11 protein-coding genes and 1 pseudogene are annotated in these 13728 nt (G+C 70.7%); 3 read left to right on the top strand and 9 right to left on the bottom strand.

Annotated features, from left to right (window positions below; translation table 11 throughout):
• Window positions 1–96: 96 nt before the first annotated feature.
• Window positions 97–1533: an FAD-dependent monooxygenase gene (locus WMF22_RS06855; RefSeq protein ID WP_438035244.1), complete on the bottom strand. Its 1437-nt coding sequence runs from the start codon at window positions 1531–1533 to the stop codon at window positions 97–99.
• A gap of 68 nt (window positions 1534–1601) precedes the next feature.
• Between WMF22_RS06855 and WMF22_RS06850 the strand changes: the two genes are divergently transcribed.
• The 3 genes from WMF22_RS06850 (at window position 1602) to WMF22_RS06840 (ending at window position 5024) form a co-directional block, all read left to right on the top strand.
• On the top strand, window positions 1602–2228 hold the full coding sequence (locus WMF22_RS06850; protein ID WP_438035243.1) for a TetR/AcrR family transcriptional regulator: 627 nt from the start codon (window positions 1602–1604) through the stop codon (window positions 2226–2228).
• Window positions 2229–2582: 354 nt separating this feature from the next.
• Window positions 2583–4364, top strand: a complete 1782-nt coding sequence (locus WMF22_RS06845) for a hypothetical protein (RefSeq protein ID WP_437298296.1) — start codon at window positions 2583–2585, stop codon at window positions 4362–4364.
• A 96-nt stretch (window positions 4365–4460) separates the two neighbouring features.
• Window positions 4461–5024 (top strand): hypothetical protein, encoded by a 564-nt coding sequence (locus WMF22_RS06840; RefSeq protein ID WP_438035242.1) that lies wholly within the window; start codon window positions 4461–4463, stop codon window positions 5022–5024.
• 390 nt (window positions 5025–5414) lie between these two features.
• Here the strand turns inward: WMF22_RS06840 and WMF22_RS06835 are convergent, their stop codons facing one another.
• From WMF22_RS06835 to WMF22_RS06800, 8 genes and pseudogenes are all read right to left on the bottom strand, one after another.
• Window positions 5415–7094 carry a methyl-accepting chemotaxis protein gene (locus tag WMF22_RS06835; RefSeq protein WP_437298294.1) on the bottom strand — a complete coding sequence of 560 codons (1680 nt, stop codon included), beginning with the start codon at window positions 7092–7094 and terminating at the stop codon, window positions 5415–5417.
• The gene (locus WMF22_RS06830; RefSeq protein WP_438035241.1) at window positions 7073–8065 is read right to left on the bottom strand and encodes a CheR family methyltransferase; all 993 of its coding nucleotides are present in this window, start codon (window positions 8063–8065) and stop codon (window positions 7073–7075) included. The genes WMF22_RS06835 and WMF22_RS06830 overlap by 22 nt, the downstream gene beginning before the upstream one ends.
• A complete protein-coding gene (locus tag WMF22_RS06825; RefSeq protein WP_437298292.1) occupies window positions 8062–8616 on the bottom strand; it encodes a chemotaxis protein CheW in 555 nt (184 codons plus the stop codon). Before WMF22_RS06825 ends, WMF22_RS06830 begins: the two co-directional genes overlap by 4 nt.
• 55 nt (window positions 8617–8671) lie before the next feature.
• Window positions 8672–10360, bottom strand: coding sequence for a chemotaxis protein CheA (locus WMF22_RS06820; protein ID WP_438035240.1), 1689 nt, complete (start codon window positions 10358–10360; stop codon window positions 8672–8674).
• A gap of 5 nt (window positions 10361–10365) precedes the next feature.
• Complete coding sequence (locus WMF22_RS06815) at window positions 10366–10797, bottom strand: chemotaxis protein CheD (protein ID WP_438035239.1); 432 nt, start codon at window positions 10795–10797, stop codon at window positions 10366–10368.
• A gap of 181 nt (window positions 10798–10978) precedes the next feature.
• Complete coding sequence (locus tag WMF22_RS06810; protein WP_437298289.1) at window positions 10979–11347, bottom strand: response regulator; 369 nt, start codon at window positions 11345–11347, stop codon at window positions 10979–10981.
• Between the two features lie 744 nt (window positions 11348–12091).
• A pseudogene (locus WMF22_RS06805) lies at window positions 12092–12232 on the bottom strand (AraC family transcriptional regulator); the annotation flags it as partial.
• A 354-nt stretch (window positions 12233–12586) separates the two neighbouring features.
• Window positions 12587–13510, bottom strand: a complete 924-nt coding sequence (locus WMF22_RS06800; RefSeq protein ID WP_438035238.1) for a gamma-glutamyltransferase — start codon at window positions 13508–13510, stop codon at window positions 12587–12589.
• Window positions 13511–13728 lie beyond the last annotated feature (218 nt).

Here is a 13728-nt window from a genome sequence, read left to right as displayed (position 1 = left end):
GAGCAGGGCCAACGGGCGCATGGTCGAGCACGATAGGCCAGGCCGGGTGTCGCCGGTACGAAAAAACCGGCGCGGTGACGCGCGCGTCGCTCCGGTTCAGAACCAGCGCGCGAGCGCGTCGTCGAGCGACATCGACGACGCGTCTGTCCACGCGATGCAGCCGTCGGGTCGGACGAGCATCGACGGGCCGTCTTTGGTGCGCGCACAATGCACGTCGTGCGGGAGTGACCGCTCCGAAGGCGAGATGAAGAGGCCGCCGCCCTTCTCCATCAGCACATAGAGCCGCTCTTCGCTCCCGCCCTCGAGCGTGAGGAGCTGGTCCTTCGCGAGCGTGCCGACGAGCGGGTCGTCGTCACCGAGGTCGTAACGAACGCCGACACCCGTGAGCATCTCGCCGAAGTAGCGATTGCCTTCGGGCAGCATCATCAGGTCGCTCACGATGGCGCGGAGCGCGCTCGTGAGCGGGTCAGGACGCATGAGCGCGACCTGCGCGCGGGTATTCTCGAGCACGCGCGCAGCGACGGGGTGGCGCTCTGCGGTGTACGAGTCGAGGAGATGCTCGCGCCCCTTCACCGCCGCGGCGAGCTTGAAGCCGAGGTTCGCGGCGTCGACGAGGCCGAGGTTCAAGCCCTGGCCGCCGAAGGGCGAGTGGACGTGCGCGGCGTCACCGGCGAGGAGGACGCGGCCCATCCGGTAGGTCGTTGCTTGCCGCGCGTGATCGGTCCAGCGCGTCGCCATCGTCATCGACAGGATCTTGACGTCGGTGCCGCTCACGCGCTGGATCGCCGCCTCGACCTCGGCTTGCGTGATCGGCGCATCCCGGCTGGGCGGCGGCCCGTGGAACTCCGCCGTGAAGACGCGCCCCGGCATCGGTCCGGACGCGACGAGGCCGCGCGGCGTTCGGCGCCAGCCCGTCTCGAGCTTCTCGGGCGCATCGAGCTCGACGACGGCTTGATAGCCGGTGATCGTCGGATCCGTGCCGGGGAACTCGAAGCCGGCGAGCTTGCGGACGCGGCTCCGGCCGCCGTCGCAGCCGACGAGGTACTTCGCGCCCAGCGGGCCCGCGCTCGTCTGCACGGTCACGCCGCCGTCGTCCCGCTCGAAGCCTTCCACCGTGACGCCGCGACGGATCTCGATCCCGAGCTCCGTCGCGCGCGCGTTCAGGATCTTCTCGAGCGCCTCCTGCGGCACGGGACGCATGTGGCGCTCCGGGTCGCGCTGGAGGCTCGGCTGAATCAAGAACAGTCCAGAGAAATGGCCTCCCGGCCTCTTCATCGGCCCAGGTCCGAAGCGCGCCTTCAGCGCCGGCATCATCAGCGCCATGGCGGCGCGGCGCTCCTCGTCGAGCGCCCCCGCGAGCCCGCGCCGCTCCAGCGCCTCGGCCGCCACCGCGCCGACCCCGGCGGCCTTGATCGTGCGGTCGGGCTCCGCGAGCCGCTCCAGCACGAGCGGCTTCACCCCCGCGGTCGCGAGCTCGATCGAGAGAAAGAGCCCGACCGGGCCGGCGCCTGCGATGACCACGTCGTGAGCCATGACGTGAAATTATACTCAGTAAAATTTTGTGCAAGACAAAATTTCTATCTCAGTATATTCTTTGATCCATGGGCGAGCTCCGCGAGAGCAAGAAGCGCGAGACCAGGCAGCGGATCTCCGACGTGGCGACGGCGATGTTCTTCGCGCGCGGCTTCGACGCGGTGACCGTCGAAGAGATCGCCGCCGCCGCAAATGTCTCCAAGATGACGGTGTTCAACTACTTCGCGCGCAAGGAGGACCTCTTCCTGGATCGCGAGGACGAGGTGAAGCTGCTCCTGCGCGAGGCGATCCGCGGGAGGCCGCAAGGGCAGCCGCCGATCGACGCGCTCCGCCGCCTCGCCGACAGGCTGTGCGAGCAGAAGCATCCGTTCGCTCGCATCGACAGCCAGACGGCCGGCTGGTGGCGCGTCGTCGCGGCGAGCCCGTCGCTCAAGGCGCGCCTCCGCGAGATCGGGGACGAGGTGGTCGAGGGGCTCGCGATCGAGCTCGCCGGTCCGAAGGCCGATGGCCTCGCGCGGCTCGTCGCCGGCATGGTCGTGCTGACGTGGCGCACGGCGTACGGCGAAGCGATCCGCGTGCTCGAGCGCGGAGGCTCGGCGAAGAAGGCGAACGCTGCGTTCATCGCGCTGATCGATCGCGGCTTTGCGGCCGCTCACGGAATGGCGGCGGGCTCGTGCTGGCAGATGACCGGATGACCCATCCCGCCCCAGGGAGCCCGCTGCCTCACCACTCCGGTCCTCGCGGCGCTCGCCTCCCCCGCTTCGGCGAGCGCGAGATCCTGTAAGCCTTCCGCCAAGCATCAGCTTCATGCCCTTGGCGCTGCGCGCTCGAGCCCTCCGGGGCTCGTCATCGCCGCAGCCCACCACGGCGCCAGCGCCGACGAGACTGCATAAGTGCCAGAGGAGCAGAAGTCGACGCATCGCCGCACGCTCCTGCTGCAAGGAATTGCCATCTCCGGTCTCGGAGCTCGGGGCGAAATGCATTAGAGTCGATCGGCAGGTCGAGCCGTGGAAGGGCGCCGCGCTCCGGCGCCGAGTGGGAGCAGCGCGATGAACGAGATCAATTTTTACAAGCTTCCGCGTACCATCCAGGACGGCGTGATCGAGGCGTTCCGCGGGCGGTTCGCGCCGGCGCCGATCGTCAGCCGGTTCGGGACTCGGCGCACCATCGTGGCTTGGCTCACGGTCAGCGCCGCCTCGGGCCTCCTGCTGGCGGGGCTCTGTGCGGCCGGCCTTGGCGACGTCAACAGCGTCCTCGCGCTCCACCCGAGGTCGGCGGCCGCCGCGTACGTGCTGCTCGCCGCGACCACCGTCATCGGCGTGCTCCGGGCGCTCGCCTACAACGCCGACCTGGTCACGCTGCCGTTCGCGCCCGGCCTGTTCGTCTTCCCCGCGAACCTTGTCGACGCGCGCGACCACAGGCTCCGGGTCTTCTCGCTCGCGGAGCTCTCGCGCGTCTCTGCGGGCCCTCGGGGCGCCGTGGTCCTCACGTTCGGCGGCACGCAGCACGCCTTTCCCCTCGAGGACCCGTCGCGCTCGGACGACGTGATCCGGGAGGTCGAAGCGGCGTGCAACCGCATGAGAGCGAAGCCCGACGCCGCGGAGCTGCGCCGGCTCGATCCCTTCGAGCCGCCTGCCATCCAGAGCCCGTTCGCGTCGCCGATCCCGCTCTCGCGCGAGGTCCCGGGGTGGCACAGCTATGCATGGCTCCTCGCGGCCGCTGTCGGCGTGATCCTCGGCCTCGGGCTCTTCTTCCTCCGCAACCGGATGAGCGACGCGCGGATGTACGCCGCGGCGCTGGAGCGCGACGACGTGGCCGCGTACCAGAGCTACATGGCGCGCGGCCGCGGCCACGCGGAGGTCGTCTCGCAGGTGCTGCTGCCGCGGGCCGAGCTGCGCCTCGCGGTGGCGAAAGGCTCGGTCGAGGCCATCGACGATTTCCTCCGCGCCTACCCCAGGACGGGCATCCAGGCCGAGGTCGCCGCGGCCCGCCGCGCCGCGCTCGCCGCGGAGCTCGAGCGGGCGCGGGAGGTGGGTACGCTCGCGGCGCTGCTTGCGTTCGCGGAGCGCTACCCGAAGCACGGCCTGGACAAGGCGTTCAACGACGCCAGGCACGCGCTCTATGCGCGCGGGCTCGATCGCTACAAGAGCGAGATGCCCGAAGGGAGCGAGCAGAACGCCGACTTCGTGCGGCGACTCCTCGCCTACGCGGAGCGCGTGGGGCCCAGGAGCACGCCGCAGGGCCTCCGCGGCCCGGCCGTCCAGGTCCGCTTCCGGCGGCTTCCGTCGCAGGACCTGGAGCGCGCCGACGATATCGTCAGGAAGATCCCGATGTTCAGCGGCGCCGCGTCCCTGCCGAGCCGCTACGTGGATGCGACCCGCCTCGATCCCCAGGAGAAGCGGACCGCGTCGGCCCTGGTGGAGGGGCTCGCGCGGGGGTTCGAACCGGAGCTCGTCACCTTCGAGCCGGGCCCGCCCTTCGAGGGCGCCGCCGAGGAGCAGCTCACCGTGACCTCCCCCTCCCTCGTGGTGACCTATCGCGTCGAGTCGTCCGGGATCGCCCATGCCAGCAAGAAGCCTCAGATCATCATCATGGGGCTCAAGTTCCTGTTCAAAGCGGAGTTCATCTTGCCCGGGGACGCGGAGCCGCTGCTCGCGAGCCACAAGATCTCGCGGCGGGTCCCGGCCGGGCTCATTCAACAGCAGACCCCCGCCCCGCGCCCCGGGGTCCTCGAGGCCATCGTCTACGAGGCCATGATGCGCGAAGCCTTCATCGACCTCGAAGAGCGCTACCTCTCCAAGTGGTTCAAGAAGCGCGACGCGCCCCAGTGAGGGCGGGCGCGGCGGGCGCGCGCGACGCCGGCATCTCGCGAACGGGCGCCGCGGCGGGGGCTTTACGCACGCCGCGCCTTCGCTGATCCTCGTGCAATGCACCTGCGTCTCGCTCCTGCTCTGGCTCTCGCTGTTGCGCTTCATGGTTCCGGATGTTCGGACGCCGGCTCCGGCGATCCCGGCGGCTCCCAGGCCGGCTCCGGCGGCGGGGGCACGGGGGGCGCTGGCGGGGACGACCTCGGCGAGATCGCCGGCGTCGGTGGGGGGAGCGGGCTCACGTGCCTGGACCGCGAGCAGGCGGTGGAGGAGCTCAACCTGATCAATGAACGTTGCACCGACGAGGTCGTGTCGGTGGAGAGCGCGGAGCAGCGAGACGGCGAGTGCTGCTATAAGGTGACCGCCAGGAACTACTCCCGCAGCTGCCCCATGGCAGGCGCTGGCGGCGTCGGGGGCAGAGGTGGCCCGTTGGAGGGCGGCAGTGGCCAGTCGGAGGGTGGCGGTGGCCAGTCGGAGGGCGGAGGCGGCCAGTCGGAGGGCGGAGGCGGCCAGTCGGAGGGCGGAGGCGGCCAGTCGGAGGGCGGAGGCGGCCAGTCGGAGGGCGGAGGCGGCCAGTCGGAGGGCGACGGTGGCCAGTCGGAGGGTGGTGGCGGCCGATCTTGACTGAAGCTGGATCCCGCCGATGGTTGGCTGCGGAGCCGCACGACACGAGCGTCTAATTTCCGCAAATCTCAGAGACACACGACAGCGCTTCGACGGCAGCCTCACATCTTAGCCGCTCGACCGCGCTTCCCCGCCCGACAGCAATGCGATGAGGCCGTGCGGGGCGGTTTCGCCAAAGCAAAGCTCGAAGGTCGCCGCGGCTTCGGGGGCGGCCTTCGCTCCACGAACGAACATCGCTTCTTCGTATTCGCTTAGGTGCAAGAGCAGAGCGGCGGTCTCCCGCACAGGAGACGGGCCCAGATCGGCGTTTTCGGCGCGCAAGCCCACTCCGGTGCGCTGAGCACCGAGAACGTCGAGGTGGGCCCGTATCCGAAGCGGGCGACCGCCGCTCTAGAACGGGACGAAATCCTGATCGCCCGGGGCGTGCGGCACGCGCCCGTTGCTCGATGCGCCGCCGCTCGGGGGGCCCTTCTGCGGCGGCCTCCACAGCGCCTTGCCGCCGCGGCGGTCCGGTAGACGCCCCGGCGCCGCAGGCCTCTGGCCCGGGTCGCCGTCGCTCTCCTGCGCGAGGCGGAACGACGCCATCACGTTCTGAAGCTGCTCTGCCTGCGCCGAGAGCTCGGCCGCCGTGCTGGCGAGCTCCTCGGAGATCGCCGCGTTGCGCTGCGTGGACTGCTCTATCAGCTCCACCGCCCCGCTGATCTGGGCCACGCCGTTCGACTGCTCCTTGGATGCCACGGCGACGCCCTGCACCAGCTCCGCGGTCTCCCGGATCGACGGGACGAGCTCCGCGATGAGCTGTCCCGAGCGCTCCGCGACGACGATGCTCGACGCGGCGAACGAGCCGATCTCCTTCGCCGCATCCCGGCTTCGCTCGGCCAGCCGCCGCACCTCCGTGGCGACCACGGCGAAGCCCTTGCCGTGCTCGCCCGCGCGAGCCGCCTCGATCGCGGCGTTCAAGGCGAGCAGGTTCGTCTGGTACGCGATCTCCTCGATGATCACGATCCGCTGGGTGATCGCCTTCATCGCCTCGACCGTCTCCCGGACCGCCTGACCGCTCTGCTCCGCGTCCCTCGTCCTCCGGTGCGCCGTCTCCTCGACCTGCTTGCAGTTGGCGGCGTTCTTCGCGATCGTGCCGCTCAGCTGCTGCAGGCTGGTCATCGTCTCCTCCACGGACGCCGCCTGCTCGCTGGTGCCCTGCGACAGGCTCTGCGCCGTCGCCGAGAGCTGCACCGAGACCGAGGAGACCGAGACCGCGCCGCTCCGGACCTCGCCGATGAGGCCCGCCAGGCGCTCCGACATGGCCTTCACGGCGCCGAGCATCTGGCCGAACTCGTCGGAGCTCTTCACCGTGACCTGGCCCGTGAAGTCGCCCCCGGCGATGCGCTGGTGGATCGACACCGCCTGGGTGAGCGGCAAGAGGATCATCCTGCTGAAGATGACGGCGAGCACGGCGGCGACGACGATCGCGAGCAGACCTCCTATCTGCAGCGTCACGTACATCGTCTTGACGAGCGCGTTCGTCGCCGCCTGCCGCTGGGCGAGGAGGGCGATCTCCTCGTCGTCGATCTCCTTGAGCGCCGCGCGCATCTGGTCCATGAGGCCCTTCCCGCGCCCCTGCTTGACCTCCTCGACCACGCGATCCGCCGGCGCCCTCGCCTCGTCCGCGCTGCGGCGCTGCTGGATGATCGGCTCCAGCACGGAGGAGAGCCACTCGTCGTGGAGCTTGTCGATCCTGTCGAGGCGCGTCTGCTGGCGCGGGTTGTCCCTGGTGAGCTCCCGAGCACGCCTCAGGCTTTGCTCGAACCGGTCGCGCCCGCTGCGGTACGGCTCCAGGAACGATTCCGCCCCGGTGATGACGAAGCCGCGCTCTCCTGTCTCGGTGTCGAGCAGCGACGCCATGATCTCTCTCGTCGTGAGCATCACCTCGTACGTGTGCTGGTCCCATGAGCGGGCCTCGTCGAGCTCCGCGAACCTCTGGTAGGCCGTGCCCGCCAGTCCGAGGACGATGACGACCATGGCGGCGAAGCCGAGGTAGAGCTTCCGGCCTACTCCGATATGCGCAAGCATGATGCATGCTCCGGGCTAGATGTGGTGCGGCGTGCTTCGAGCGCCGCCGGGGGCGAAAGCCGATAAACGGATGGCGCGACGCACCGCACGCGGTGGTCCGTCCCGTGGAGGCCCTCGGCGTGTCCGAGGAACAGGTACCCTGAAGGCGCGAGGCTGGCGATGAGCCTCGCCACGATCGACGCCTTCGTCGCGGCGTCGAAGTAGATGAGGACGTTCCGGCAGAAGATCAGATCGAACAGGCCGAATCGCTTGGGTGCCGCGTCGAGCAGGTTGAAGCGCCGGAAGGTGATGAGCCTGCGCAGCTCCGGCCGGGCCTTCATGAGGCCCGCGCTCGCGCCCGTCCCGCGGAGCATGTAGGTGCGCAGGCGCTCCTCCGGGATCTCCGAGGCCCGCTCGATCGGCCACACCGCGCGTTGCGCCTGGTCGAGCGCGCGGACGGACAGGTCCGTCGCGAGGATGCAGATCCCCGGAGCGCCGGTCGACGCGGCGGCGGCCCGTGGCGGCGCCTGTCCCGCCGTGTCGCCGCGATCCCGGGAGGGCAGGCTGTCGAGCAACGACATCGCTATCGAGTAGGGCTCTTCTCCGGTCGAGCAGGCCGCGCTCCAGGCGCGCAGCGGGCGGCCGCGCGCGAAGGACGCTCCGTGGCCCGCGCTCTCGTGCCACGCCGGGAGGATCTCGCGCTCGAGGAGCTCGAACTGATCGCGCTCCCGGAAGAAATGGGTCTCGTTCGTGCAGATGCAGTCGAGCATGTGCACGAGCTCGCCCTCGCCGCCCGGCGCGGTCACGCGGCGGTAGTACTCGCCGAAGCTGCGGAGCCCGAGCGCGCGGAGCCGGGGCCCGAGGCGGCAGAGCAGGAGCGGCTTCTTCTGCGGGCCGAGCGCGATGCCCGAGGCGCGCCTGACGAGCCGCTGGAACATCGCGAACTCCTCGTCGCCGAGGGCGCGCGAGCCCAGCTCGGCGAGCGAGATCATGGCCTGTCCCCTTCGCCGGCCGGCGCACCGTGGCCGCCTGGGAGCGCCGGCGGGGCCCCGGGAGCCGAGGGGCCGGGCGTCGTCGAGGCCAGGAGCTCCGCCGGCGAGAGGATGCGGTCGATGTTGAGCAGCAGCACGAGCTTCTGGCCCACCTTCGCCATCCCGAGCAGCTGATCCGCGCGCACCTGCGCGCCAAAGGCCGGCGCGTGCTCGATCTCGTCCTCGGAGAGCGTGAGCACATCGCCCACACCGTCGATGAGCAGGCCGAGGCGGGTGTTCTCGCCGTCGAGCTCGGTCTCGACGATGAGGACGCACGTCCACCGGCTCACCCTCGTCGGCGGCAGCCCGAGCTTGACCGCGAGATCGATGACCGGCACGACGCGGCCCCGGAGGTTCATGGCGCCGACGATGCACGCTGGCATCATCGGGACACGCGATGTGACGCTGTGCTCGACGATCTCCCGCGCCCGGAGGATGTTCACCGCGTACTCGTCCCCCGCGATGATGAAGGAGATATATTGCGACACGGGGCTCGACGCGTCGGAGATCATGACGCCTCCATGGAGAGAGATGGCAAACGGGCGCTCTGCGCGCCGGGGCGCCGGCTCATCCTGGGCTGCCTCCGGTGGCCGCTGGCGCTGCGCTGCGCTCGTCGGGGGCCTCGACCGGGCCGAGGTCCCCGAGGACGCCGCCGAGCAGCGCGTCGACGTCGAGGATCATCGCCACGCTGCCGTCGCCGAGGATGGTCGAGCCGGAGATGCCCCGGACGCGGCGAAACAGCTGGCCGAGCGGCTTGACCACCGTGCGCCCCTCGCCGTCGAGGAGATCGACCACGAGGCCGGCCTCGGAGCCGTCGTGCGCGACGATGACGACGCGCTCATCCGGCGGGGGAGATCCGCCGAGCCCGAAGAGCGCCCGGAGGCGGACGCACGGCAGCGCGCGCCCGCGCCGGATCATGAGCCCCTGGGGGCCGCCGTGCGCGAGCGTGCCGCGGGGCAGATCGCAGCAGGCGAGCACCGCGCGGAGCGGGATCACGTACCGCTCGCCGCCGATCCCGACGGAGAGCCCCTCGATGGTGGCCAGGGTGAGCGGGAGCTGGATCGACAGCGACGTGCCGAGCCCTTCGCGGCTCTCGATCCGGATCGTACCCTGGATCGACTCCACGCTGCGCCGCACGACATCCATGCCCATGCCGCGCCCCGCCAGGTGGGACGACTCCGCCGCCGTGGAGAACCCGGGCTCGAACACGAGGCTGAAGAGCTCATGATCGGGGAGCGTCTCGGGCTCCGGGTGCCTCCCCAGCGCGCAGACGCGGGCGGCGATGCGCTCGCGGCTCATCCCAGCGCCGTCGTCGGAGATCCGGAGCGCGATGCCGCCCCGCTCGTGCGCGGCGTGAAGGGTGATCGTGCCGCAGGGGTCCTTGCCCGCGGCGCGCCGGGCCTCGGGCGGCTCGATGCCGTGACAGATCGCGTTGCGCAGGATGTGCGTCAGGGCGTCCCTGAACCGCTCGACCACGGCCGTGTCCACCTCGACGTCGCCGTGCACGACGAGGAGGCGCGCCTGCCTGCCGTGCGCGTGCGCGAGATCGCGCACCGTGCGCTCGTAGTGCCGGAACCAGGGGCCGACCGGCACCATGCGCGCGGCGCGCACCGCCTCCTCCAGCTCCTTGCAGAGCCGATCTTGCTCCTCCATCTCGTCGCGCAGCGCGGCGCCGGCGTCGCCGCGCACCGCGCGGAGCGTCCGAGCGATCCTGTTCCGGCCGAGGGTGAGCTCTCCGATGAGATCCGCCATGCAGTCCAGCTTCTCGACGGCGACACGGATGCTCTTGATGCCGGTCGCTCCCTCCGCGTCGTCCTCGGTCGCGCGGCGCGCGCTCGTCGCCCCCGCGTCCTCCTTCGCCGTGAGCCCGCCGCGCCGCGCTTGCTCCAGGCGCGCGACGACCTCTCTGTACGAGGTGCTGCGCTCGGCCTGCCCCCGCTCGACCTCGGCGACGAGCCGGCGGGCTGCGTCCACCGTCTCGAGCAGCAGCGAGACCACGGGCGTAGAGAGCGGGAGCTCGCCGCGGCAGAGCGCCTCGATGATGTCCTCGGCGGCGTGCCCGAGAGCGCTCAAGCCGCCGAGGCCTACCGAGCCGGCGCTCCCCTTGAGCGTATGGGTGGCGCGGAAGACGCGCTGGAGGACCTCGTGAGCGTCGCGGCCGGTCTCGAGTTGAAGCAGCGCGCGCTCGATCTCGTCGAGGATCTCGTGCGCCTCTGGCGTGAACGTCTGGAGCAGCTCGTCGCGATCGCTGTCCATGCGGCTCACAGAGGCTGGATCGAGATGGCGCCGTCGCTCGTCCGGAAGACGATCTTGCGTCCCCGGTTGCCGCCCGTGTCCAGCTGGGCGATCCGTATCCGCTCCACGCGCAGGAACGCGAGCCCGGCATCCACGTTCTGGGCGCCGAGGTGGGTGCCGCGCTCCCGGAACGCGGAGATGAGGCAGGCGCCCCCGACGACGTGCGCTTGCAGCGCCCGGCTGGAGGCCCCGAGCGCCACGAGCCGCTCGAGGAGGCGCTGGCATGCGAACTCGGCGAAGCGGACCGAGGCCATCGCCGGGCTCGGGCATTCCGGAAGCACGTAATGGTTCATCCCGCCGACGCCGGTGGTAGCGTCCCAGAGGCAGATCGCCACACAGGACCCAACGATGGTGGTCACCATGGTCGGCTCGGGCGAAGCGAACAGCTGGCCTGGCATGACGTGCTGGACCACCGCCGGCAGCGAGCGCCAGCTGGGCGGTCCGGCCGACGCGGCCGCCTCCCTTGGGCCGGACGGACTGGTCCTCTCCTCTCTGCCGACATCGTCGGGCAGGGCTACGGATCCATCGTCGCCGCTGGAGGGGGCGAGACGTGCGCCCTCGGATGCCCTCGCCGCCGTGTCAGTCGCCAAGGCAGTTCCTGACCTTTTCCAGGAGCTCCATCGTGTCGATAGGCTTCGTGACGAAATCGGAGCAGCCGCACCGGAATCCCTGTTCCATGTGCGCGACATCGCTCCGGCTGGTGACGAGCAGGATCGGCGTGCTGCGCGTCGCATCCTCCGCGCGCAGCTGCTGACAGGCGTCGAACCCGTTCATGTGCGGCATGACGACATCAAGGAGGATGAGATCCGGCCGCTGCGCCAAGGCCACTTCGATCCCCTGGCCGCCGTCGTTCGCCGTGATGAGGTCGTAGTGCTTGCTCAGCGCCATCTGCTCGATACGCAGGATGGTCTGAGAATCGTCGACCAGCAGAATCTTCTTCCGAGGCATCGTTGCCCCCCCTCGATCCGATTCAGCGGACATGGCGCGGCCGTGCCATCGCGCATGAGCACGACTCCCCCCTTCCACCTACCTGCAGGGCGTCTCCCCCGAGCAGGATCACCCTACCACGAGAGCAGGCGGAATCTCCAATAGAAATTTTCAACAGGCACGCATCTGGTCCCTGTCGGTCGCGATGATTTGCCGGCGCGCCCGGATCCTCTCCATGAGGTTCGCGGCCACGGCTCTGGTGACATGCGGGCGGGCAGGCGCTGGTAGGCCTGCAGCCAGAGCGCGCGGCCTCGAGTGGAGACGCCATCCCGCAGCGACAGCGAGCGCGCGCGGACCAGGCGCGCGAGCGCCGCGATCGGGAGCTCATGGAGGTCGAAGGCAGCTGGAAGGGAGGCGGTAGGGAGGCAGGTAGCAGGGAGGCAAAGGATGTGCGCCGCAACAACGCACAGCAAGCCTGAAGGAGCGACGCGGGGGTGCGTTCGGATGTCGAGCCCAGGGCAGATTCATCGTCCACCTGGTCGACGGCTGCACGCGTCACCGAGGCGGTGGACACGGAGGAGAGGACGAAGAAACGCTGCGTCCTCTCTATGGCTCAGATCCTGTGTGTTCGAATTCTTCCCCATCACGGCGCCAGAGATGAGCTTGGGAAACGCTCTCTTGAGCTCCACCCGACGGCCGTCAAGCGCCCGGGGAGCGCGCGCGAGGAAGACGGAAACAGCTCCGTTCGATCTCGCCCGGCGGTCCGGCCGCTCGCCCCATGCGCCAGCGGGTCAGGTACGCAAGCGGCGGCTCGCCCAGCTCGGGCGTGAACCGGCGGGCGAACGCCGCGCGCGACAGCCCCGCCTCCGGCGCCAGCGTCTCCACCGTCCAGGGGGCCGCCGGGTCGGCGTCAGGACCCCCAGAGACGCCTGGAAGGCGTGAGCGCCGCCCGCGACCTGTGGATTGCAATGACGAGCTCCCGCAGTGGACTGCGGGTGGACGGAATCAGCGCTGGCGCTCGCCCGCGGGCCGCGATGCCGTTGCTGCTGAAGCATCACGGTACTTACCGACTGCTGCCCCATCAACACAGGATCGCGCGACGGGCCTCGCCCGACCGGATCGCGCGGACGTGGCACCTCGAGGACTGGTTCACCGCGCTGGCGCAGATGGCGCCTCACCCCCCGGCGCCCTGAGCGCCCCGCCTCCGCGGTGCTCGGGGCGGCCGTCGGGTCCGGGCCCCGAGGGGCGCGCGCGCCGCGCTCACCGCTCCTGCTCGACCATCGCGCTCCCGCCGTGGCGCCGGACCGGCTCGGCGACCGCGGTCACGGTTCCATCGCCGTTGAAGCGCAGGGCGGTGGCCGCGCCGATCTCACCTGCCATCGTGCCCGCGTCGGAGAGGACGTGGCCCAGGGACGCGAGCCCCTCGGCCTCCGGGGCGCTCAGGAACGCCGTCTCCGCGTCGGTGGCGCCGTCGCCCGAGTTGCGCTGCGACAGGCGCGGCGCCGCGAGCGCGCTGTCGATGGGGAGGCCCAGATCGATATGGCCGACGAGGATCTGCAGCACCGTGGTGATGATGGTGGACCCGCCTGGCGAGCCGAGGAGATCCGAGAGCTCGATGACCCCCGCCCGGACGTCGAGCGCGCTCCCGGGCTCGACGGGAGGCGACTTCACCGCGGCGACGATCGCCTCGGCGACCCGCCCTTCGTAGAACGCCTTCTCTCCGCCCTCGGCGATGGGCCGGTAGGTGCCGGCCAGATCCGGGTTCTTGAAGATCGTGCCCACGGGCCACGGCGCGCCGTCGGGCCCCAGGAAGAGCGCTTTGCTGCTCGTGATCGCCTGGAATCGGGCGAGGTTGCGGCGGGTCTGGTCGAGGAAGGTCTGGTCGACGTCGAACCCCGCCTCGGCGACCTGGATGGCCCGCTTCAGCACGTCTCCGAGCCCGAGCGTCCCATGACGGCGGAGCGCCTCGCTCCAGCCCCGCACCGTGCCGGGCACGCCGACCGACAGGCCGCTCGTGACGAGCTCATTGAACGCGATCGGCGCCCCGTCTTCATAAAAGGACCTCGCCTCGAGCCGGGACGGCGCCGTCTCGCGGTGATCCAGGGCGATCACCTCTTGCTCGCCGGCCAGGTAGACGAGCATGAAGCCGCCGCCGCCGATACCGCAGGAGAACGGGTCGGTCACGCCGAGCACGCCCGCCGCGGCGACCGCGGCGTCGACGGCGTTCCCCCCCTCGCTTCAGGATCTCGATGGCGGCCAGCGTCCCGCGGAGATTGACCGTCGCCGCCGCCCCCCGCCGCCCTGTGGCCGTCGGCGCGATCTCCGGGAGCCGGGCGAACAGGTCGTCCCCGGCGCCGCCCTCGGTGGCGTCCGGCTCGGCGCCTGCGTCGCCCGGCGCGGAG

Source organism: Sorangium sp. So ce204, from assembly GCF_051526795.1.
Classification (GTDB): Bacteria; Myxococcota_A; Polyangia; order Polyangiales; family Polyangiaceae; genus Sorangium; species Sorangium cellulosum_B.
Note: the sequence above shows the minus strand (reverse complement) of the source record. Positions and strands in the feature narration are given on the sequence as shown.

Bases quoted from the DNA above. Each gene is read 5' to 3' on its own strand.
- WMF22_RS06855 (WP_438035244.1), bottom strand. From the start codon at position 1,533: ATGGCTCACGACGTGGTCATCGCAGGCGCCGGCCCGGTCGGGCTCTTT.
- WMF22_RS06850 (WP_438035243.1), top strand. From the start codon at position 1,602: ATGGGCGAGCTCCGCGAGAGCAAGAAGCGCGAGACCAGGCAGCGGATC.
- WMF22_RS06845 (WP_437298296.1), top strand. From the start codon at position 2,583: ATGAACGAGATCAATTTTTACAAGCTTCCGCGTACCATCCAGGACGGC.
- WMF22_RS06840 (WP_438035242.1), top strand. From the start codon at position 4,461: ATGCACCTGCGTCTCGCTCCTGCTCTGGCTCTCGCTGTTGCGCTTCAT.
- WMF22_RS06835 (WP_437298294.1), bottom strand. From the start codon at position 7,094: ATGCTTGCGCATATCGGAGTAGGCCGGAAGCTCTACCTCGGCTTCGCC.
- WMF22_RS06830 (WP_438035241.1), bottom strand. From the start codon at position 8,065: ATGATCTCGCTCGCCGAGCTGGGCTCGCGCGCCCTCGGCGACGAGGAG.
- WMF22_RS06825 (WP_437298292.1), bottom strand. From the start codon at position 8,616: ATGATCTCCGACGCGTCGAGCCCCGTGTCGCAATATATCTCCTTCATC.
- WMF22_RS06820 (WP_438035240.1), bottom strand. From the start codon at position 10,360: ATGGACAGCGATCGCGACGAGCTGCTCCAGACGTTCACGCCAGAGGCG.
- WMF22_RS06815 (WP_438035239.1), bottom strand. From the start codon at position 10,797: ATGCCAGGCCAGCTGTTCGCTTCGCCCGAGCCGACCATGGTGACCACC.
- WMF22_RS06810 (WP_437298289.1), bottom strand. From the start codon at position 11,347: ATGCCTCGGAAGAAGATTCTGCTGGTCGACGATTCTCAGACCATCCTG.